Raw genomic sequence first — 22281 nt, 5'->3', positions numbered from 1 at the left:
GTAAGCTTCCCTTAAAACCGAACTGTTTAAAAGTAGAATAATTCTTAATTTTAAACAGTATGAAAAAAAGTAAATTTTCTCCACAGCAAATCTCTAAGATCCTCAAAGAATTCGATAATGGTAAAACAGCTGCCGAGATCAGTCGTGAATATGGTGTAAGCACCGCTGCTTTTTATAAATGGCGAGAGCGTTTTAGTGGTATGAATGGTAAAGAGCTTAAGCGACTTAAAGAACTTGAAGAAGAGAACCGTCGACTCAAGCAAATGTATGCCACCCTTTCTCTGGATCATGAGATGGCTAAGGAGATCATCGAAAAAAAGCTCTAAAGCCTTGCCGTAAGAGAACTATAGCTAAAGAACTTGCTCATTACGGTATAAGCAGGGCGTGCCGTGTCTTAAAAATGAGCAAGAGTGTGTTTTATTACACTCCTCTCCCTAAAGATGATAAACCCATAGAAGAAGCCTTACAGCAAAAGGCAGAGAAGTATAGTGAGGAAGGTTTTTGGATGGCTTATGAGCGACTGCGTAAGGAAGGAAAGCCGTGGAACCATAAAAGAGTTTATCGTGTATATAAAAACCTTGGCTTAAGCCTAAGGCGCAAAGTGAAGAAAAGATTACCAGCGAGAGTAAAAGAACCCTTAGAAGTGCCAGAGACCCTTAATCATACCTGGAGTATGGATTTTGTAACAGATGTTCTGGATAACAAAAGAAGATTTAGAGCATTTACTATTATTGATGATTACAACCGGGAAGCACTTCATATAGAAGTTGATTTTTCCTTGCCCAGCAATAGGGTAATTTGGGTGCTAAACCATTTAATTAACCGAAGAACCAAACCTCAAAAGATAAGAATGGACAATGGTCCTGAGTTTATTGCTAAAATAGCTTCAGAATGGAGTCAAATGCATGGGATCAACTTCCAATATATCCAACCAGGAAAACCTACACAGAATGCTTTTATTGAACGATTTAATGGGACGTACAGAAGAGGAGTCTTGAACAAATACATATTTGAAGATTTGGATCAGGTAAGAGAGCAAACTCAGGTATGGATGGATGATTACAATAACCAAAGACCACACGATGCATTAGGAAAAATGGCTCCAATAGAATATGCAGAATATAATTCTCTATTAGCGACTTCAGATAAAACCAAAAACAATAATTTTATATCATCAAGCAGTTCTAATTAGGGGAAGCTTACATTTTTAGATCATTTAAATATTTATTTCAATAGAATTGCTTCTCACTCTGAGCATTTTCCGCAGAAAAGAAAGCCGTATAAAGAAGCTTTCCTGAAACGATTTCCATTTCTGGTTGTTTACGAAATTATTGAGGACAGGATAATTGTATATTCTGTTTTTAATACATGGCAGGATCCCCGGAAAAAGAGGAAATAAAGACGAGGTGAATTAAAAATGCACCATAAGGTTCAAAGTAGAAGGATTACTACAGTCGCTCTACGAATCCCACTAAACAGGTTGGGTTGTATTATTCAAATTTAAAATTCAGTCACTGGAATCTGGTACTATAAAACAACCTTGAATTTTGCACCTTAAACCTTAAACCTTGAGCCTTTGAATTATACAGTTTTCTGAACCACCTCAAACACTTTTTGCCCGTCGCACTTCAGGGTTTTTGAAGGGTATTTAAGCAGTAATGCATAATCGTGAGTGGCCATAAGTATGGTCTTTCCGTTTTTGGAGATTTGCTGCAGTACTTCCATAACTTCTACAGAGGTCTGCGGATCGAGGTTTCCGGTAGGCTCATCGGCCAGGATAAGTTCGGGGTCATTGAGCAGGGCACGTGCAATGGCAATACGTTGTTGCTCCCCACCAGATAACTGGTACGGATTTTTAAAACCTTTGGTACCCATCCCTACCTTTTTTAGCACCTCTTCGATCTTGGCATCCATGGCAGCTTTGTCTTTCCAGCCGGTAGCTTTAAGTACAAAGAGCAGGTTGTCATTTACATTGCGATCATTCAGTAGTTTAAAATCCTGAAACACCACTCCCAGCTTTCGGCGTAGAAAGGGAATATCTTTTTCGCGCAGGGTGCGCAGGTCGTAATCTACAATACTTCCTTCTCCTTCGGTAAGTGGCAGATCGCCATAAAGGGTTTTCATGAAGCTACTTTTCCCTGTCCCGGTCTTTCCTATGAGGTAAACAAATTCCCCTTTTTCAATCTCGATATTTACTTCAGAAAGAATAAGCGTCTCCCGTTGGTAGATCGCAGCGTCTTTTAGGTATAGAACAGTATTTGACATGAAAAATGACATTTTAGAGAGGTAAAAGTAAGAAAGAGAACGTAAATATGAGAGCTTGAGTTGCTTTTCTTCTATTGAATTTTTTTCAGCTAAATTTTAGGTTTCATTTAACTAGAATGCATAATTTATCTTACAATAAAGGCGTTATTACCTTAGAGTTTCTTATATCTTTGAATCATCAACAAAATAAAATCTACGAATGAAACATTGCAAAATCTGCCTTTTTGTTGTTTTTGTTTTCTTTTCAGTTTCCGGTTTTTCACAACAATCTGCCATTCAAACAAATGCATTGGCCGATTATAACCGCGCTCTGGAATTATACAACAATGGGCAATACCTTGCCGCGCAAACCCTCTTTGACGAAGTACAGGATGAAGTGGACGATGAAAGGGTTAAAGCCAACGCCGCTTATTATATCGCCAATGCTGCGATTCGCCTGAACCAACCCGGGGCCGATGCGCTCATGGAAGATTTTGTGCAGCGATATCCTACCAGCACTAAAACAAATGCAGCTTACCTCGATGTTGCCGACTATTATTTTGAAACAGGAAAATACTCTCTTGCCCGAAAATGGTACGATACTGTAGATCAAAGAAACCTGAGCAAGGCCGAAAAAGAGCGATTTAACTTCAATAACGGGTATGCTTATTTTAGGGCTAAACAATATGATGAGGCCGAAGAATACCTTAATAAGGTGAAAGATTCAAAAAAGTACGGCAGCCAGGCCAAATACTACCTCGGTTTCATGGCTTATGAAGGCGATGACTATGAGCAGGCAAATGCCCTTTTTGAAGAAGTAGAAGATACCGAACGCTATGAAGAAGACCTGTCTTACTTCCAGGCCGATATGAATTTTAAGCAGGGGAATTTTGAAAAGGCCATTGAACTTGGGCTGGAGCAATTGCCCCGCGCCGATCGCCGCGACAGGTCTGAACTCAATAAGATCATAGGTGAAAGTTACTTCAACCTTGGGCAGTATGATAAAGCTATTCCTTATTTAAAGGAATACCAGGGGGAAAGAGGTAAGTGGAATAATACCGATTACTACCAGTTGGGTTACGCTTACTTTCAGCAGGGAGATTATGAAGCCGCGATCTCAGAATTCAATAAGATCATTGACGGTAAAAATGCCGTGGCGCAAAATGCTTATTACCACCTGGCTCAATCTTACCTAAAGACCGATAAGAAACAACAGGCCCTCAATGCGTTTAAAAATGCAAGTGAGATGGATTTCAATCCGGAGATCAAGGCCGATGCTGCTCTTAATTATGCCAAGTTAAGCTACGAGATTGGAAACAGCTATGCCAGCACACCACAGGTTTTGATGAATTACCTGGAGGCTTACCCCAATTCACCTGCTAAAGAAGAGATCAATGAATTGCTGATAAATTCCTTTATCACTTCAAAAAATTATGAGGAGGCAATGCGCCTGCTTAAAGGAAACCGTAATTTCCAGAATAACGTGGTGTACCAGCAGGTAGCTTTCTACCGTGGGCTCGAACTTTATAAAGAAGGAAACTACAGAGAGGCCGAAGAATATTTTGACCTGGCTTTAAGCGAAAGACGCGATCCAAGATTTACTGCCTTGGCCACCTTCTGGAAAGCCGAAAGCGATTTTAACCTTCGCAACTTCCAGGATGCACTGGTGGGTTACCGCGAATTTGCCGGTATGAGTGGCGCAAAGGGAGTTTCAGAAAAAGAAAACCTGGACTATAATATTGGTTATGCATACTTCAAACAGCGCGATTACGACCGTGCAGTAGAATATTTTAAGCGTTATTCCAATGATACTTCCCACGATAAGGCAAGAAGGAATGATGCTTTTGTGAGATTGGGAGACAGCTACTTTGTAAACAGTAGCTACTGGCCGGCAATGGAGGCTTATAATGCCGCTATTGCTTTAAACGGAAATGAAAATGACTATGCTGCTTTTCAAAAAGCCATCAGCTATGGGTTTGTGCAGCGAAACGAAACTAAAATAGCGTCTTTAAATGAATTTCTTCAGAAGTATCCGCGTTCGTCCTATCGCGATGACGCGGCTTACGAGCTGGGGAATACTTATGTCGCCATGAACAATACGAGCCAGGGAATGCAGGCTTATGACAGGCTTATAAGAGACGTTCCCGGAAGTACTTTTGTTCCGCAGGCTTTACTGAAGCAGGGGTTGATCTATTACAACAACGATCAGTCTTCTCAGGCTTTGGAGAAAATGAAAAAAGTGGTTGCCGATTACCCGAATTCGGCTGAAGCAATTCAGGCAGTAAGCACTGCGCGTCTCATATACGTTGACATGGGCAGGACCGATGAGTACGCCAACTGGGTTAAAAACCTGGATTTTGTGGAGGTGACCGATGTAGACCTGGATAATACCACGTTTGAATCGGCAGAGAAACAATATCAAAACAACAATACTTCAGCAGCAATTACTGCACTTCAAAAATATCTTAGTTCTTTCCCTAACGGAATTCATGCTGTGCAGGCCAATTTCTACCTTGGGCAGTTACACTTCCGTGAAGGCAGTAAGCAAAAGAGCATTCCGTATTACAAGTACGTGATCCAGAGATCGGCTTCAGAATATCTTGAGCAGTCTTTGGCAAGGCTTTCTGAAATTTATTTGGAGAGCAGGAATTATTCCGAAGCTATACCCCTGTTAAAGCGGTTGGAGAGCCAGGCATCGTTTGCTCAAAATACCATTTTTGCCCAATCTAACCTGATGAAGTCTTACCTGGAAGAAGGTAGTTACAACGAAGCAGTAGCCTATGCCGAAAAGGTATTGTCAAATCCTGATGCCGAGACCGATGCAAAGAATGATGCGCAGGTAATCATAGCCCGTGCCGCCTTGCGTACAGGAAATGAAGAGCGTGCAAAACGCGCTTATGCCGAAGTGCAGAAATCGGCCACCGGAGAATTGGCTGCCGAAGCTTTATACTATGATGCATATTTTAAAAATAAAGCAGGAAACCATCAGGCTTCTAATGACGTGGTACAGCGACTTGCGCGTGATTACTCCGGATATAAATTATATGGTGCTAAGGGGCTGGTGCTCATGGCTAAGAATTTCTACGCTTTGGGTGATGCTTACCAGGCAACTTACATCCTGGATAACGTGATCAATAATTTCGCGCAGTTCCCCGAAGTTGTAAAAGAGGCCAGGCAGGAACTTGCCCGTATAAAAGCAGAGGAAGCTAAAACCAATGCTTCTGTAGAGACCAACAATTAAATATTACATAAAAACCTTCCCATGAAAATTAAATCGTTAGGTATTTTTATCATATTTCTGGTTTTCACCGGCTTCTCGTATGCCCAGGATCTTGGGAGCGAGATGGTAGAAGTGGTAAAACCCTATACCCCCACAGTAAGTGATGCTTTTAAGATAAAAGAGACTCCAAAGATCTCAGATTCTGTGAACCTGGAGAAGAGGCCTGTACAGTACAGTATATTTTCGGTACCTGTGGCTTCTACTTTTACGCCAGCAAAGGGTAGGGCTACGACGGTAGAACGTCAGCGGCCGCCAAAGTTGTTTGACAATTACATCACGCTTGGCTTTGGAACTTACACCAGTGCCCTCGCTGAGTTTTACAGTAATATTGAAGTTACCCGTACCGATAATTTTGGGATTTTTCTCACCCATAATTCGGCACAGGGAGGCATTGACGGTGTAGAACTTGATGATCATTACTACGATACCGAACTCAATCTTAACTACTCTTCCCGAAAAAGGAACCTTATTTGGAATACAGATTTTGGTGTAGAGCACAGGTTGTTCAACTGGTATGGAGTTCGAAGCGATGAAGTGAGCCAGGAGGTTATAAATAATCTTGAGCCACAACACAATTATTACAGTGTGTACGCCGGCGGAGAAATTAATTGGGAAAATTCCTTTTTTGACAGGGCAGAGGCTAAGTACAGGTATTTTGGGGATGATTTTGAATCTACCGAGCACCGCCTTACTTTTAAACCTACTCTTGAGATTCCTATTGGTGGCGAATTGTTTCACACCAATCTGATTTTCGATTATCTCAACGGATCTTTTGCTCCTTATTTTGATGAGGGAGAAGATCTTAGTTACAGCTATATGAACCTGGGGGTAGCTTCGAGCCTTCTTATTCTGCGCGATGACCTTACCCTTAACCTGGGAGCGGCGATTTACTATAGCTACGATTCAGAGAACAGCGACAGCGGGATTTACGTTTACCCTCAGGTGACTGCCAGCTACCGTGCCGCAGGCGATTATTTTATTGTCTATGCCGGCCTGGAAGGGGAGTTGCGACAAAATTCTTATTACGAGTTTACTAAAGAGAACCCTTTTCTTTCACCTGCAGTTGATATAGCCCCTACAGATCAACAGTACAATGCTTATGTGGGTGCTAAAGGAAAATTGTCAACAAATATAGGCTACAACACGCGCTTAAAGTACATGGCCGAAGATTACAAGCCTCTCTTTAGATCAAATCCCAATGAAATGACTGAGCCGGGAACTAAACCCGAATATGCTTATGGTAACTCTTTTGGTGTTGTTTATGATCAGGTAAATACCATCTCCCTTTTTGGAGAACTTGATTTTGATGTGAACAGTGACTTTAACCTGCGTGTTAATGGGGAGTTTTTCGTTTACGACACCAGTGATGAGGAAGAAGCATGGAACCTTCCAACTTTTAGAGCCAATTTGATTGGAGATTACCAGATCACAGAAAAATGGTTTGCAGGTGCAAATGTCTTTTTTGTGGGCGAGCGCAAGGATTTTGAGATATACCAAACCAGTGATGTACTCAATTCCGTAAGAACAGAAATAGTGAGCCTGGATTCTTATTTTGACCTTAACCTTAATCTGGGGTACAGGTTCAACGACAGGCTTTCAATATTTGCCCGGGGGCAAAACCTGCTGGGAGATAACTATGAAAGATGGGTAGATTATCCTGTGCTGGGAATGCAGGTTATGGCAGGAGCTACTTATAAGTTTGACTTCGGAAGATAACAAACAGGAAAAACACAATATTCAAAAAGCCGGTTCTTACCGGCTTTTTTTATGGAAAGGATATCAGTAATTTTAGACAATCTTAACAATTAGATAACATTGGAATAAAAAGAGGTTTTATGGAAGTGTATAATTTTGCAGCGCAAAAAAAATGTAAAAAAGACAGTTTTATTCGCATTTTTTAGCAATTTTTGAAAACCCTATAATAATCAAATGGCAAAAACTAAATTTAAGAGGATAAAGAGGAATCGGCCGTACTTGAACGTGCTCGATTTTATGGTACAGGAAAAGACATTTCTTGCCATAGTAATTGTAGGACTTGTTCTGGCGGGTATCCTTACCGGTTACGGCCAGGCCGGGATGTGGCTCGGGTTCTTTTTCGCTGCCTACGCTACCGTAGCCAATGATAGTATACAGTCGCTGGGTACCTTTATCGAAAGTAATAAAAATAGAAAATGGTGGGTAATGTGGATCTTCATCGGGAGTATTTTCCTTGCGGTGGTCACCTTTAGCTGGATCTATTTTGACGGTGATGTGACCTATCAACGCCTCCTCAACCCCGATGGCACTACTAAATATCCGCACCCAGAGAACTTCAGCTTTTTCCAAATAATTGCACCCCTGGTACTTCTTATTCTTACCCGTTTAAGAATGCCGGTTTCTACCACTTTTCTTATTTTAAGTGTGTTTAGCGCCGATACGTCGGGGATCACTTCCGTAGTATGGAAATCCTGGACCGGGTACATCATGGCGTTCATCCTGTCATTCCTGGTTTGGTACCTGTCGTACAATACCATCAAAAAGTACTTTAAGAGCCGTAAATTCAACCAGAGCTGGAACATAGTGCAGTGGGTAGTGAGCGGTACATTGTGGGGAGTTTGGGTGATGCAGGATGGTGCCAATATCGCCGTCTTCCTGCCAAGACAACTTGACCTCTTTCAATTCATCATCTTTGCATTGACCATCTTTACAGGTCTTGGACTTCTTTTCTACCTGCGGGGAGACAAAATTCAGAAAGTAGTAAGTGAAAAAGCGAGGATTTCGGATGTTAGGGCGGCAACCCTAATCGATGCCACTTATGTGATTTTGCTTATCTATAAATTATTTATTAGTACGGTCCCAATGTCTACAACCTGGGTTTTCCTTGGAGTCATTGGCGGTAGAGAGATCGCCGTGAGTTTTGCCCGTACCAAAAAAGGTAAGAAGCACCGCAAGAAGGCCGGCAGGATGATCTTTAGAGATTTCGCTTACGCCATGATAGGTTTATTTGTTTCTATTGCCCTTGCTGCTGCAGCCAATGCCGATATTCGTAAGGCCATAGGTGAGGCAATTGTGGGCTGGTTCTAAACTTCATGTGCCCAAAACTTTATAAATGCGCTTCTGTTTGGAGCGCATTTTCTATTTTTACCCTAAATCTCTTCACATGATCAAAAAAGCACTATTTCTAATTCTATGCTTCGGAATGTTCTTCGGATGTAATGACAACGGGAAACAAGAAGCCGATCTCCTTGTAATCAATGCCAATATATATACTGTAGACGATCAGTTTTCTACTGCGGAAGCATTCGTAGTCAAAGACGGAAAGTTCCTTGCTGTTGGTACTTCAGCTGAAATGCAGGAGAAATACAATGCCCCTGAAGTATTGGATGCCCAGGGAAAGACTATTCTTCCCGGATTAATTGATGCACACGCACATTTCTACGGTCTCGGCAGTACCATGCAGGCTGTAGATCTTACCGGCACTAGCAGTTTTGAAGAAGTAGTTGCACGAATAACAGCATTTCAGGAGGAAAAAAATTCCGATTTCATAGTAGGTCGTGGGTGGGATCAAAATGACTGGGAAATAAAGGAGTTTCCCGTAAAAGATACGCTTGATATTCTTTTTCCAGATATTCCGGTTGCCATCACACGAATTGACGGTCACGCTTTACTTGCCAATCAGGCGGCGCTCAATGCAGCTAATATTACAGCAAACACTCCTGCAGAAGGGGGAGAAATTGAAAAGAAGAACGGCAAACTTACCGGAATCCTTATAGACAATCCCATGGCTTTGGTAGAGAACGCAGTTCCCGAAGCCAGTGTTAAAGATCAAACCGCAGCTTTACTCGATGCTCAAAAAGAGGTTTTTCAATATGGTTTAACTACCGTTAATGATGCAGGATTAGATCGTGCTACCATTGAATTGATAGACAGCCTGCAGCAGGCTGGGGAGTTGGAAGTGCGCATCTACGCAATGATAAGCAATACAAAAGAGAACCTGGATTACTTTCTTGACAGGGAGCCTCTAAAAACGCCCAGATTAAATGTACGTTCGGTGAAATTTTATGCCGACGGTGCCCTGGGGTCAAGGGGAGCTGCATTAAAAGAGTCTTATTCCGATAAGCATAACCATTACGGCGCTTTACTTTCTTCGGTGGCCGATTTTAAGAAGACAGCCGGTAGAATTGCAAATTCGCCTTACCAAATGAATACCCATGCCATTGGAGATTCGGCCAATGTTGTGGTGCTAAAGACTTACGATTCTCTGCTTTCAGACGCAGGAGATCGCCGTTGGAAAGTTGAACATTCACAAATAATTGCCCCCGAAGATTTTAAATATTTCAGTAAAAATATAATTCCGTCAGTGCAACCTACCCACGCTACAAGCGATATGTACTGGGCTGGAGAAAGGCTGGGCGAAGAGCGGGAAAAAGGTGCTTATGCCTATAAAAAACTGCTCGAAGAAGCCGGAATAATCGCTTTGGGCACAGATTTTCCCGTTGAGCAGGTGAGCCCATTCCTCACCTTCTATGCGGCGGTGGCACGTAAGGATACAAAAAATTATCCTGAAGGAGGTTATATGCCCGAGCAGGCACTTTCTCGGGAAGAAGCCTTACGCGGAATGACAATTTGGGCAGCTTACAGCAATTTTGAAGAAGATGAAAAGGGATCGATAGAACCTGGAAAGTATGCCGATTTTGTCATTTTAGACAGGGATATCTTGAAGGTTTCTGAAGAACAAATCCCCGATATGAAAGCCAGTGCTACTTATCTTGACGGAAAAAAAGTTTATGGAAATTAGAAGACTTTAGAGAAATGCGAATTTTAAAAGTACGACTTTAGAAGTACAAGTAGTAGAAAAAGGACCCCTTAAAAGCACATTTTTGAGGGGTTTTTTGTGAGTTATAACGAACTAAGTAAATGTTTATCTGATGCTACCCGAAGTTTAATAAGCAGTGGAACGAGCCTGGATCTTTCCCTAAAACAACAATGATCTTGAATCCAGCAGTTACTTTCCTCCATTGGCCTTCAGGTCGAGCTTGCACTGCTCGTCAAAGTCTAGGATATTTTGATCATTTTCAAGAAAACTGAGAGGTGAGGAGCTAAATTCAATGGCCGCTGCCATTAAACATCCCTCAACGCTGCAGTGCGCCCGGGAGCCTTTATCGGGATCTTCATGTTCACTCTGTGCGGGGCTTCCGTTGTTCACCAGGCCAAAGAGGTGCCCAAATTCGTGATGCAGGGTCACTGTTTGAATCTCGCTTTGGGAGGCGCTGCCTGCCATATCACTCAATTCCTGATTGTCAAAAATAACCAGTGAGGTATTGAGGTAAGCTTTTCCTAGAATGCGGAAGTTGGCTTTACTATCCTCACTTTTGTTGTCGGCAAAAAAGATAAATACTCCTAATTTATCATCTTCAGAAAAAACGCTGCGGTGCTGTTTTTCAACCGTTTTAATTTCTTTGATAGAATAGGATCCCATTTGAGGGCTTACAATCGCGCGGGTTTTAAGGCTTATGCCACCCGGCTTGTGGGTATAGCGTTTAAGAAAGTTTGTTAGGCTTTGCAGCACCTGGTCTTCGGGCTTATGGCCCATCACGTAAACCACGTCTAGTTCAATGCGGGTAAAGGTTTCATCGCTTAAAAAATCCCGTGCCGAAGCGCCCAAAACCAGATTATTACTGTACACCGAAGGTTTCTTGTCGGCATCATCAATGCTGCAACCCGTTAAAACGAATAACAACAAGATGCAGGCGGCATGGAAATTTTTCTTCATTCTACTTTTTTACTGTAAGCCTTGCCAGGTAATCATAATGTTCGCCTTCATATATTTTTTCACAGTTAAAGCGGTGCTTGTCAGCTGCTAAAGATAAGGATTCAAAATCAAGGTACAACCAGTCAAAACTATTGGAGGTTTCAGCCTTATAGCTCAATCGGTAGGTGAGTTCGCCATAGTAACCGTTTGTAGTATCCACCCAAACGCCTCCGTCTTCATCGGTATCAAAAAGGTAAATAAGGTCTGAAGAATCAATTAAAACCTGGCCATTTTCAGCAAGAAGATTCTTTAGCTGCTCAAAAAAGGCATCCAGGAACTTCATTTTTCCTACGATACCTGTTCCATTCATCAGCAGTAAAATTGTATCGAATTTTTCTTCGGAAAGATCTTCAAAAGCAATATTTCTGGCATCCGAAATTCCGCGTTTGCGACACACTTTTATAGCTCCGGCTGAAGTATCTATAGCTGTAACTACAAGATTGCGCTCCTGCTGAAGGTACAGGGAATGACTACCCGCACCGCAACCTACATCCAGCACCTTTCCCCGACACAATTTGAGGGCTTGCTGTTCAAGTGGCTGCATTTCTTTATAACTTCTGAAGAGGTAGGGCACCGGAATCACATCATCATCAAAGTCGGGCGAATGCACAACAATATCGGTTTCATCAGCTTTCTCGAAGAAAGCAGTTATTGCTTTTCCGAAGATATCGGGATTATTTTTTGGCTTGTTCACGTGTTGGTTCTGTTTATCTTTGCGGCATGCAGGATGAATTAAATGGGCTTCCGCAAAAGGCCAAAGATAAACATACAGAGAATAAGAAATTTTTTTCGCGTCTTAAAAAGAAGCCGCCGCGGCATCTTGACCTGCAAATGCAGGAGTTGCACGAAGAAGAATTTAGCCGAACCGATTGTCTTACCTGCGCTAACTGCTGTAAAACCACCGGACCTCTGTTTACCAATAAAGACATTGAGCGCATCTCAAAGCACCTGCGCCAAAAGCCACAGCAGTTCATTGACCAGTACCTCCGCATAGATGAAGATAATGATTACGTGCTTCAGGAAGTGCCCTGTGCTTTTTTGGCTCCCGACAATTATTGCCTCATCTACGATGTACGGCCCAAGGCCTGCAGTGAATTCCCTCACACCAACCGGAAAGACTTTCACAAAATCTCAAACCTCACCATTAAAAATGTCGCTATTTGCCCGGCAGCTTTCAGGATTGTGGAGGAGATGAAGAAGAGACTGCCTTAGTTTTTGTTGCGGGTCTTGTTGTTGCGGGTTGCACGTTGTCTTTGTTGCAAGTTGAATTGTTGAGGAGTATTGTTGCACGTTGCGGGTTCCGAATTCCGAGTTCCGAGTTCCGAGTTACTTCATGTACGTGCCTACAAAATTCTTATCTTTTAATTTTCAATTAAAATAAAGATTATGGCAAATTCATATAAAGAGCTGGAGATTTTTCGCACCTCATTAGCTTTATTTTACAAGGTTCACACATTAAGTTTGAAATTACCTAGACACGAGCTTTATGAATTAGGAAGTCAAATTAGAAGGTCAGCAGATTCAGTAAATACAAAAATTGTTGAAGGTTACGGAAGGAGAAGGTACAAAGGAGATTTTCTAAAGTTTCTGGTTTATTCACATGCAAGTAATGATGAAACTATAAATCATTTGGAGAAAATCCTTCATCTTTATCCGGAAATAATGGAAGATCAACATTACCTGAAGAATGATTATAACGACCTGGGTCGCAAAATAAATTCCTTTATAAAATATGTTGAGAAATCCTGGAAAACCTAAGAACAAAGATTAAAAGTTTCTGATTAAATAATTCTGCGGTATAAATCTGAACCACGAATTCCGCAACCCGCAACTCGAAACCTATATACTTCCGGCAGAAAAACTTTCAACTTCTAATAAACCTGCAACCGTGCAACCCGCAACCCGTATCCCGCAACATATTTACTTCCGGTAAAGATTCAACCTCTATCAAACCTGAAACGATGCAACCTGCAACTTTGATAATTTCAACCCGCAACCCGCAACATATCAAACTTGCAACCCGCAACTTTCAAATCCCGCACCTCGCAACTAATACAACAAATACTTCTCCCTTACTGTTTTAAAATCTTCTAAGCCAGGTTTCCAGGTTTCGCGTATTGCCTCTGCGGTCATACCGTTTTCAATTTGCTTCTGCAGTTCTTTGGTTCCGGCGAGCTTTGTGAAAAATGCGTTGAAAAATTCCTCTTTTTGAGAGCTGTGATTATATGCTTCTATAAGCCATTCAAGGTTAAGATAATCCAGGTGCGCTGCATTTGAGAGATCTCTTCCGTAGCAGGTCTTGTTTAGGTGCTTTGGAGATTTGGCACCTTCATTAGGCTCGGGGACATAAGTGAATGGAAATACGTCTTGTGAAAGGTAAGGGGAGCCAAATACCTGGAACTGCTTACTTGTGCCACGACCTGCATTAACGTTGGTTCCTTCAAAAAAACAAATGCTGGGGTACAGGTTAATTGACTTTGCATTAGGAAGGTTTGGAGAAGGTTTTACAGGAAGATCGTAGGGCATGCTGTGAACATAATTTTCCATTTCAATCACTTTTAGATCGGTTTGCACGCCGTTCTTCAACCAGTTCTCGCCATTGGTCATTTTTGCGTATTCTCCAATGGTCATTCCGTGTACCACCGGGATGGGATGCATCCCTACAAAACTCTTGTGCTGCGGGTCGAGCACCGGCCCGTCCAGGTAATGACCGTTTGGATTTGGACGGTCAAAAATGATCAATGTTATGTCATTTTCGGCAGCGGCTTCCATCACATAATGCAGGGTAGAAATATAGGTGTAGAAGCGCACTCCCACATCCTGAAGGTCGAAAATCAGAACATCAAGGCCTTCCAGCTGTTGTACAGATGGTTTTTTGTTGTCTCCATAAAGGGAAATTACCGGCAGGCCGGTATTTGGATCTTTTCCGTCTTCAACTACTTCGCCAGCATCGGCTGTACCCCGGAATCCATGCTCTGGGGCAAAAACTTTAACCAAATTCACGTCGAGGGCCAAAAGAGTGTCTACAAGATGTACATTTCCTGCTTCCGTAGGAATAATACTGGTCTGGTTTCCTACCAGCCCAACTTTCTTACCTTCCAAAAATGGCAAATAATAGGCTGTTCTTTCAGCACCCAGCTTCAGCTCTTTTGAAATTTTGGCAGGGGACTCGTTTTTGGCTTCAGCAGAATTAACCGAAGGATTTCCTGAATTGTTTCCGCAGGCGGTGGCGGTAATAACTAGGAATAAAAATGTACTTTTGAAAAATCTAAAACTCATAGCTACTCTTGAATTTGGAATTGTTTATCGCCAGGCGCCTTATTAGTGCGAAGCAGCACAAAAATAGCATATCGGCACCTATAATAAAAATAGCAATTGTTGCAATTGCTATTGGCGTGATAATGATGCTGGTAGCTTTTGCTACAAGCCTGGGACTGCAGCAGAAGATAAGAGAAAAGATGTCGGCTTTTACCGGTCATATCACCATTTCGAGCTATGACAACAACAATTCACAGGTTTCTTTAACGCCTATCTCGACCGAACAGGATTTTTATCCCGAATTTACCAGTGTAGATGGAATTGATCACATCCAGGCCACGGCCTATCTTGGCGGAGTAATCAGGACTGAAACCGACTTTGAGGGTATCATTGTGAAAGGAGTTGGGCCCGACTTTAACTGGGAATATTTTGAAGATTTCCTGGTAGCAGGCAAGATGCCCAATGTTAGCGACGGGCTGAATAATGAAGTGCTTATTTCCCGCTACACTGCAAACAGACTGGGTTTGGAAGTGGGAGACAAAGCAGTCACTTATTTTTTAAGGGATGAAACCAGCAGGACGCCGTTAATCAGGGCTTTTGAGATCACGGGAATTTACAATTCCGGCTTTCAGGAGTTTGATGAGCTCTATATGCTGGGCGATATTCGGCATGTGCAGCGAATTAACCGCTGGGAAAAAGATGAAGTCGGTAATTTCGAGGTTTTTCTTGAAGATTTTGGTCAGCTGGAAGAGAAAGGGCAGGAGATCTATGAGAATACCGGATCATTTCTCGATACCCGCACCATTAAGCAGCAGTATTATTCTCTTTTTGAATGGTTATCGCTTTTCGATTTTAACGTCGCGCTTATCATCGGGATCATGATCCTGGTGGCAGGCATTAATATGATCACCGCTCTTTTGGTGCTTATCCTGGAACGCACACAAATGATTGGGATCTTAAAAGCCCTTGGCAGCAGCGACTGGAGTGTAAGAAAGATCTTTTTGTACAACGCCGGATATTTAATCCTGCTGGGTCTTTTTTGGGGAAATTTAATAGGTCTGGGGTTGTTATTTGCACAAAAGTACCTCAAGCTTATTCCACTAAACCCCGAGACTTACTATGTGACCGAAGCACCTGTGTACATTGGCTGGGAGTACATTGTAGCAGTTAATTTAGGTACCCTCTTTTTGTGTATGCTAATGCTGCTTATTCCTTCTTTTATCATTACCAGGATCTCCCCGGTAAAGGCCATGAAGTTCGATTAGGAAGAAGTGTCAAAAATGCCTTTTTCGGCATCCCTTTTGCAATCTTTCTAAAGCTGCTTTTTTTCTTACCTTTGCAGCCGAAAATTTGAGATATGGAATACGCTGAAAATATACTAGGTACCATTGGAAATACGCCTCTAGTTAAGATCAATAAGCTTACGGAAGGTATAGATGCTTTGGTGCTGGCAAAATATGAAACTTTCAACCCCGGAAATTCGGTAAAGGACCGTATGGCGGTGAAAATGATTGAAGATGCCGAAGCTGCCGGACTTCTTAAGCCGGGGGGAACCATTATTGAAGGGACTTCGGGAAATACCGGTATGGGGCTTGCTCTTGCCGCTATAGTGAAGGGCTACCGAATGGTTTGTGTGATGGCCGACAAACAGTCTAAGGAGAAAATTGACATTTTACGAGCCGTAGGCAGTGAGGTTGTGGTTTGCCCAACCGATGTAGCGCCCGATGATCCTCAATCTTACTATTCCACTTCTAAACGCCTTTCGGAAGAAACCCCGAATTCCTGGTATGTGAACCAGTACGACAACCTTTCCAATACCAAAGCCCACTACGAGAGTACCGGACCCGAAATTTGGAAACAAACCGATGGAAAAGTGACACATTTTGTAGTAGGTGTGGGTACCGGCGGAACTATTTCGGGAGTAGGAAAATACCTGAAAGAGCAAAATCCAAATGTGAAGGTTTGGGGGGTTGATACCTATGGTTCGGTATTCAAAAAATACCATGAGACCGGCGAGTTTGATGAAAAGGAGATTTATCCATACGTTACAGAGGGAATTGGGGAAGATATCCTTCCGAAGAATGTAGATTTTGACATTATTGACGGTTTTACAAAGGTAACCGATAAAGATGCAGCGGTTTATACCCAAAGGCTGGCTAAAGAAGAGGGGATGTTCCTTGGGAATAGTGCGGGAGCCGCTATAAAAGGATTACTTCAGCTAAAAGAACATTTTAAGAAGGATGATGTGGTGGTAATCTTATTTCACGATCACGGTAGCCGCTATGTAGGTAAAATGTTCAATGATGAATGGATGCGAAAAATGGGATATATTGACTAAGAATATGTTCACTGGAACCTAAAATCAGGACTTACTGATTTAAATATTAAAGAGCTGTCTTAATTTCTTACTTTAGGCAGCTTTTTTTATTGCTGAAGATTCCTTGGCTGCTTCCATTCCCTGAACCAGCCAAAAAGCAAATGCACCTGAAAAGTATAAAATCACATCTATTACATCTGAGGTATATCTTGTAGAGTTGTTAGGCAGATAAAGCTCAAAATAAACAGAATAAAGTGCCGCGAGAGAGCATGCTGAAAAAAGGGAAATTTTGATGCCCTTGTTTCTGCTGAAGCTTCTAATGATAAACAGGCATATACTTAAAACTATGGGCATGCATAAAAGATCATTGAGGTGAGAAGTGAAAAATTCGGGTAATTCAACTGCTAGCTTTATTAAAGCCATATTCAGAAGAAAGGCTGCGAGGCAAATACTGAAAAGCAGATAGATATTTTTCATACCAGGAACAGAGCTGTAACAAAAGCCAGTGCGCCTCCAATAACCATTACTGCCAGCCAAATATTAAATCCTACTTTTTTGAGCAGAGACATGAATTTATTTTCCTTTTTTGGAGGTTTTTCGGCTTTACTATCCGGGTTTTGCTCTCCCGGTACAGGTGGTGTGGCTTTCATGGGCAAGGTTTTGAGTAAGATAAAATATTTAGCTGAAAATTAATCGAGCAGCAGCCTCTTTAACCGTGAATTAAGAATTTCCTGATAATTGTCCCCTCAAAAATGCCATTTTTGCTGATCATTTCTGAAAAAATTCCCGGCAGTATTTGTACTGCTGCTGTTGAATAGTATATTTAGTGACTTAAAACTGAAACTGATGAAACAAATATCCATACTCTGTTTAATGCTGATGTTGTTTGCGGGATGTAAAGAGAATTCTTCAGAAAATATTACAGTAGTAGAGCAACAGCCATTGCGGTACCTGGCTTTGGGAGATTCTTATACTATAGGGGAAAGTGTAGCGCCCGAAATGAGATGGCCTGTGCAGCTTGTAGAGCAATTAAGAGCGATGGATTTGAAGTTAAAGATCCCAGGATCATTGCCACTACAGGTTGGACCACTCAGGATCTTTTAAAGGCTATAGATGCGCAGTTAAACAATGAAAAATATGATCTTGTTTCGGTGCTCATTGGGGTAAATAATCAATACCAGGGAAAATCTATAGAAACTTATCGGGAAGACCTGAAGAAAGTTTTTAAAGAAGCTATTTTACATTCGGTTAATGGAGCAGCAGGGGTTTTTGCAGTGAGCATTCCCGATTATGGAGTGACGCCCTTTGGTGCCGAAAATGCTGAAAAAATTGGACGTGAAATAGATGAATTTAATGAAGTTTTTAAGCAAGTAGCTTCAGAATTCAATATAGAGGTCTATGATATTACGCCCATTTCCCGTGAAGCAATAGAAAAACCTGAATTAATTGCCGAGGATAACCTTCATCCCAGTGGGGAAATGTACCGCCGTTGGGTAGAGAAATTTTATCACGAGGTAAAGCAAAAGTTGCTTATCGAAAATTAACATTAGTTGTAAGGCGAATCTGTCATTTTATTTGGTTGTGTATCAGTAAGGTATGTGAATATTGTATACTTTTATTTGATGCGGGAAGATTATCTACATTATTTATGGCAGTTTCAGAAGTTCGATCTACAGGAGATGAAAACTGTAGATGGCGCTGTGGTTAGTGTCATCTCGCCAGGTCTGCACAATGAGCTTTCAGGTCCCGATTTTCTGTACTCAAGGCTTCGAATCAATGATCAGGAATGGGCAGGAAATGTCGAAATCCATATTCGTTCTTCAGATTGGTACATGCATGGGCATGAAACCGATCCTGCCTATGATAATGTGATTCTTCATATTGTCTGGGTTCATGACGTTGATATCTTCCGAAGGGATAATTCGCCACTTCCAGTGATGGAGTTACAGTCTCTGGTCTTGCCTGAAAGCCTCAATAGCTACAACAGGTTGTGTGCAGAAGATCATGGGAAATGGATCAATTGCGAAAAAGAACTGCCCGATATTGATGATTTTGTAATAGACAATTGGCTGGAGCGTCTATACGTGGAGCGACTGGAGAAGAAATCTTCCCTCATTTCAGAGCTGCTCTCAAAAACTGCCGGAGATTGGGAGGCGGTGCTTTTTCAAATGCTGGCCAAAAATTTTGGGCTCAACATAAACGGGGAGGCTTTTCTGAGTATCGCGGGATCTATTCCTTTTCCGGTAGTAAGAAAAGTGAGAGCAAATGCTCTCGAAATGGAAGCATTGCTACTGGGGCAGGCGGGGCTGCTGGAAAAAGATCATGAAGAACCTTATTTTTTAAAGTTAAGAGAGATCTATCTCTATTTGCAGCATAAGTTTGCCTTGTGTAGAAAAGGAGTTCTGCCTGTTAAATATTTTCGTCTCAGGCCCGATAACTTTCCTGAAATTAGGTTGGTGCAGCTTGCAGCAGTATACTGTGAACATGCGGCGCTGTTTTCGAAGCTTCAAAAATGTCAAAATACGCAACAGGTTCACGAACTTTTCGAAGTGCGTTTAAATGAATTCTGGAATACACACTATACCTTTTCGCGCAGGCACACTGCGAGAATAAAGAAACCGGGAAAGAAGTTCCTGGATCTTCTCATCGTGAATACTGTGGTTCCTGTAAAATTTGCCTACCTTAAAAGTGAGGGGAAAGATGCTTTCGAGATAGTGGCTCCCCTTATAGAGGCCGTTGCTGCAGAGGAAAATGAAATAGTCAAAAAATTTAAAACCCTAAGGCCATCTATCGTGAAGAATGCATTAAGATCACAGGCATTACTGCAGTTAAAAAAAGAGTACTGTGACAGGAAAGCCTGTTTACATTGTGCAGTAGGCCTGGAAATCTTGCAACAGCAACCACATTTTTAATATATTTGTGATATGCAGAGATGGGTGAACCAAATAAGGAACTTTTTTGAGAGACATGGGTTTTATGTTTCTTCGCGCTTTGCCGATAAACTTGGGATGAGAGCTAAAAACGTAAGGCTGTTCTTTATCTACCTTTCGTTTGCCACTTTTGGGATAGGTTTTGCAGTTTACCTCACATTTGCTTTCCTCCTCAGGTTCAAGGATATGATCTACTCAAAACGCACATCAGTTTTTGATCTTTAGAGGGGCCTAAATTTCTCTTAAGTCTTATGGGTTAACGTTTTCTTTGCATTTTAACTTCATAAAATTTGAAAACGTTAATATTTTTAGCATCTTGCTTCGCCGAAAATTCCATTTAGTATTATTCTAAAATCCTTTTATGAGAAAGTCGATACTTTCATTATTATTCTGTGTATTCTTTTTAACTACTTATGCCCAAAACCTTGATGTTGAAGTCCAGGTTGAAAACCCTTCAAAGGTGATCAATGACGGCTTTGCTGAACTTCAGGTACAGGGGGGGGCGCCTCCTTATCAGTACAAATGGTCCAAACAGGACACACCTTTGGATGCCCCGCGGGCAGAAGGTCTTATTGAAGGTGTAGATTATACGGTAACCGTTACCGATGCCAACAACAACAGTGTTACCAAAACAATTAAAGTACCGGCAAAAGCCATTACAGAACATTTCAATGGCACCTTTGCTCCTATTGTGGAAAGCATGGGTAGCGTGCTATTTTGGGATCCATTCTCAGCTATTGGAATTTATGATCCTGTGGTCTATGCCGACATTAAAAGAGTAGCAGCGCCAAATTGGGAAGCCCGTACCGATAGTCGATTTCTTCTGAAAGAATGGCTTAAAGCCGAAGGAGAGCGTGTTGAAGAAGGAGAGCCTATTGCCATTGTGCTGCAGGATGGAGAAGAAGAAAGTACTGCCTACGCAAATGCTACAGGTACCCTCGAGTATTTAGTGAAGGAGGGGGGAATGATCTATAATTCAGAGAATGTTGAAGATGTTATTGAGCAGGGGGCACATTATCTCGCTGCCATAAGATATGATCAGCCTGTGCCATTACTTCATCCTAACGGAGATTTGCAGAAAAAAGATATCCCATTCATTGTAATATGGCTCGTTTTAGGAGCATTGTTCTTTACAATAAGAATGGGCTTTATAAATATTAGAGGGTTTAAACATGCTCTTGATCTTGCTAAAGGAAAATATGACGATCCCAATGCACCCGGACAGGTAACACACTTCCAGGCGCTTGCCACTGCAGTGTCGGGTACGGTAGGATTGGGTAATATTGCCGGGGTGGCTGTTGCTATTTCCCTTGGTGGAGCCGGAGCTACTCTCTGGATGATCCTTGCTGGTCTTCTGGGGATGTCGTCCAAATTCGTGGAGTGTACCCTGGGGGTAAAATACCGCTTTATAAATTCTGAAGGGCGCGTTTTTGGAGGTCCTATGAATTATCTTAGGTATGGGCTTGAAAAGAGAAATATGACCGGATTGGGTAAATTCCTGGCGGTTTTCTTTGCTATTCTTGCAATTGGAGCCTCCTTTGGAGGTGGAAACATGTTCCAGGCCAACCAGTCTTTTGTAATTCTTGCGGGTGAATTTCCGGCGCTTGTTGGTAACGGGTTTATCTTCGGGGTGGTAGTTGCAATTCTTGTGGGAATTGTGATCATTGGTGGAATAAGCAGTATTGCCAAAGTAACAGGGAAAATTGTTCCAATTATGGCAGCAGTCTACATTGTAGGAGCCTTAGTTGTAATTGGTGTAAATATTGAAAATATAGGTCCGGCGTTTGCTGCGATCTGGGATGGAGCCTTTAGCCCCAGTGCCTTAAAAGGTGGGGTAATTGGTGTATTGATTGTCGGGTTCCAAAGAGCGGCTTTTTCTAACGAGGCCGGGGTAGGATCTGCTGCTATTGCACATTCTGCCGCCAAGACAAACAATCCGCCGTCTGAAGGTTTTGTGGCACTTCTTGAGCCTTTTATCGATACAGTTGTAGTGTGTACCCTTACTGCGCTTGTGCTTATTTTTACAGGAATGCACGAGGTTGAAGGAGTAGGAGGAGTAGAATTAACGTCTACCGCTTTTGGTAGTGTGATCTCGTGGTTCCCTTACGTTCTTGCAGCTGCAGTATTCTTATTCGCTTTCTCAACAATGATCTCCTGGTCTTACTACGGAATGAGAGCCTGGACTTTTCTCTTCGGAAAAAGCAAGAATATGGAACTACTCTATAAAGCACTCTTTCTTGTGTTTGTAGTAGTGGGAGCATCGGTGAGCCTTGGTGCTGTTCTTGACTTTTCAGATATGATGATCCTTGCCATGTCTTTCCCTAACATCATCGGGCTTTACATCATGTCTGGTGAGGTGAGAAAGGATCTTAGAGAATACTCAAGAAAATTGAAAGTCGGCGAGCTTTTTCATAAGCCTGAAAAAGAGCGGGTGAAAAAAGCCTCTTAAGGCCTAACTTAC

General features: G+C 42.0%; 20 protein-coding genes. 14 read left to right on the top strand and 6 right to left on the bottom strand.

Features of this window, described 5'->3' with window-relative positions; translation table 11 throughout:
- Positions 1 to 59 precede the first annotated feature (59 nt).
- A protein-coding gene (locus VS868_RS03160; protein WP_345598845.1) for an IS3 family transposase occupies positions 60 to 1192 on the top strand; the annotation gives its coding sequence in 2 pieces (ribosomal slippage) (positions 60 to 321 and positions 321 to 1192; 1134 coding nt in all).
- 389 nt (positions 1193 to 1581) lie between these two features.
- Here VS868_RS03160 and VS868_RS03155 read toward each other — a convergent pair.
- A complete protein-coding gene (locus VS868_RS03155; protein WP_345599154.1) occupies positions 1582 to 2265 on the bottom strand; it encodes an ATP-binding cassette domain-containing protein in 684 nt (227 codons plus the stop codon).
- 199 nt (positions 2266 to 2464) lie between these two features.
- Here VS868_RS03155 and VS868_RS03150 point away from each other — a divergent pair, with 199 nt between their 5' ends.
- The 4 genes from VS868_RS03150 to VS868_RS03135 all read left to right on the top strand — a co-directional run bounded on the left by VS868_RS03150 (position 2465) and on the right by VS868_RS03135 (position 10301).
- Positions 2465 to 5485: a tetratricopeptide repeat protein gene (locus VS868_RS03150; RefSeq protein ID WP_345599153.1), complete on the top strand. Its 3021-nt coding sequence runs from the start codon at positions 2465 to 2467 to the stop codon at positions 5483 to 5485.
- A gap of 21 nt (positions 5486 to 5506) precedes the next feature.
- On the top strand, positions 5507 to 7240 hold the full coding sequence (locus tag VS868_RS03145) for a TonB-dependent receptor (RefSeq protein ID WP_345599152.1): 1734 nt from the start codon (positions 5507 to 5509) through the stop codon (positions 7238 to 7240).
- A gap of 213 nt (positions 7241 to 7453) precedes the next feature.
- Positions 7454 to 8587, top strand: coding sequence for a hypothetical protein (locus tag VS868_RS03140; RefSeq protein ID WP_345599151.1), 1134 nt, complete (start codon positions 7454 to 7456; stop codon positions 8585 to 8587).
- A 76-nt stretch (positions 8588 to 8663) separates the two neighbouring features.
- A complete protein-coding gene (locus tag VS868_RS03135) occupies positions 8664 to 10301 on the top strand; it encodes an amidohydrolase (RefSeq protein ID WP_345599150.1) in 1638 nt (545 codons plus the stop codon).
- 207 nt (positions 10302 to 10508) lie between these two features.
- Here the strand turns inward: VS868_RS03135 and VS868_RS03130 are convergent, their stop codons facing one another.
- Both VS868_RS03130 and VS868_RS03125 read right to left on the bottom strand, forming a co-directional pair.
- On the bottom strand, positions 10509 to 11276 hold the full coding sequence (locus VS868_RS03130) for a hypothetical protein (RefSeq protein WP_345599149.1): 768 nt from the start codon (positions 11274 to 11276) through the stop codon (positions 10509 to 10511).
- A 1-nt stretch (position 11277) separates the two neighbouring features.
- Positions 11278 to 12009 carry a class I SAM-dependent methyltransferase gene (locus tag VS868_RS03125; protein WP_345599148.1) on the bottom strand — a complete coding sequence of 244 codons (732 nt, stop codon included), beginning with the start codon at positions 12007 to 12009 and terminating at the stop codon, positions 11278 to 11280.
- Between the two features lie 26 nt (positions 12010 to 12035).
- Between VS868_RS03125 and VS868_RS03120 the strand changes: the two genes are divergently transcribed.
- Both VS868_RS03120 and VS868_RS03115 read left to right on the top strand, forming a co-directional pair.
- Entirely contained in the window at positions 12036 to 12527 is a 492-nt protein-coding gene (locus VS868_RS03120; protein WP_266069905.1) for a YkgJ family cysteine cluster protein, read from the top strand.
- Positions 12528 to 12701: 174 nt separating this feature from the next.
- Entirely contained in the window at positions 12702 to 13073 is a 372-nt protein-coding gene (locus VS868_RS03115) for a four helix bundle protein (RefSeq protein ID WP_345599146.1), read from the top strand.
- Between the two features lie 291 nt (positions 13074 to 13364).
- Here VS868_RS03115 and VS868_RS03110 read toward each other — a convergent pair whose 3' ends face one another.
- Positions 13365 to 14594 carry a DUF1343 domain-containing protein gene (locus VS868_RS03110; RefSeq protein WP_345599144.1) on the bottom strand — a complete coding sequence of 410 codons (1230 nt, stop codon included), beginning with the start codon at positions 14592 to 14594 and terminating at the stop codon, positions 13365 to 13367.
- Positions 14595 to 14602: 8 nt separating this feature from the next.
- On the opposite strand from VS868_RS03110, the gene VS868_RS03105 reads away from it, so the two are divergent.
- Both VS868_RS03105 and VS868_RS03100 read left to right on the top strand, forming a co-directional pair.
- Positions 14603 to 15838, top strand: coding sequence for an FtsX-like permease family protein (locus VS868_RS03105; RefSeq protein ID WP_345599143.1), 1236 nt, complete (start codon positions 14603 to 14605; stop codon positions 15836 to 15838).
- A gap of 92 nt (positions 15839 to 15930) precedes the next feature.
- Positions 15931 to 16911: a cysteine synthase family protein gene (locus tag VS868_RS03100; protein ID WP_266069913.1), complete on the top strand. Its 981-nt coding sequence runs from the start codon at positions 15931 to 15933 to the stop codon at positions 16909 to 16911.
- A gap of 72 nt (positions 16912 to 16983) precedes the next feature.
- On the opposite strand, the gene VS868_RS03095 is transcribed toward VS868_RS03100, so the two are convergent.
- Complete coding sequence (locus VS868_RS03095; protein WP_345599141.1) at positions 16984 to 17313, bottom strand: hypothetical protein; 330 nt, start codon at positions 17311 to 17313, stop codon at positions 16984 to 16986.
- A gap of 50 nt (positions 17314 to 17363) precedes the next feature.
- A complete protein-coding gene (locus VS868_RS03090; protein WP_345599140.1) occupies positions 17364 to 17540 on the bottom strand; it encodes a hypothetical protein in 177 nt (58 codons plus the stop codon).
- A 196-nt stretch (positions 17541 to 17736) separates the two neighbouring features.
- Between VS868_RS03090 and VS868_RS03085 the strand changes: the two genes are divergently transcribed.
- The 5 genes from VS868_RS03085 (at position 17737) to VS868_RS03065 (ending at position 22269) form a co-directional block, all read left to right on the top strand.
- A complete protein-coding gene (locus tag VS868_RS03085) occupies positions 17737 to 17994 on the top strand; it encodes a hypothetical protein (RefSeq protein WP_345599139.1) in 258 nt (85 codons plus the stop codon).
- Positions 17895 to 18434 carry an SGNH/GDSL hydrolase family protein gene (locus VS868_RS03080; RefSeq protein WP_345599138.1) on the top strand — a complete coding sequence of 180 codons (540 nt, stop codon included), beginning with the start codon at positions 17895 to 17897 and terminating at the stop codon, positions 18432 to 18434. Before VS868_RS03085 ends, VS868_RS03080 begins: the two co-directional genes overlap by 100 nt.
- Positions 18435 to 18488: 54 nt before the next feature.
- Positions 18489 to 19802 carry a DUF2851 family protein gene (locus VS868_RS03075; RefSeq protein ID WP_345599137.1) on the top strand — a complete coding sequence of 438 codons (1314 nt, stop codon included), beginning with the start codon at positions 18489 to 18491 and terminating at the stop codon, positions 19800 to 19802.
- Positions 19803 to 19814: 12 nt separating this feature from the next.
- Positions 19815 to 20045 carry a PspC domain-containing protein gene (locus VS868_RS03070; protein WP_266069923.1) on the top strand — a complete coding sequence of 77 codons (231 nt, stop codon included), beginning with the start codon at positions 19815 to 19817 and terminating at the stop codon, positions 20043 to 20045.
- Between the two features lie 136 nt (positions 20046 to 20181).
- Positions 20182 to 22269: an amino acid carrier protein gene (locus VS868_RS03065; RefSeq protein ID WP_345599136.1), complete on the top strand. Its 2088-nt coding sequence runs from the start codon at positions 20182 to 20184 to the stop codon at positions 22267 to 22269.
- Positions 22270 to 22281 lie beyond the last annotated feature (12 nt).

It is taken from the genome of Salinimicrobium sp. 3283s (genome assembly GCF_039602225.1).
Classification (GTDB): domain Bacteria; phylum Bacteroidota; class Bacteroidia; order Flavobacteriales; family Flavobacteriaceae; genus Salinimicrobium; species Salinimicrobium profundisediminis.
Note: the sequence above shows the minus strand (reverse complement) of the source record. Positions and strands in the feature narration are given on the sequence as shown.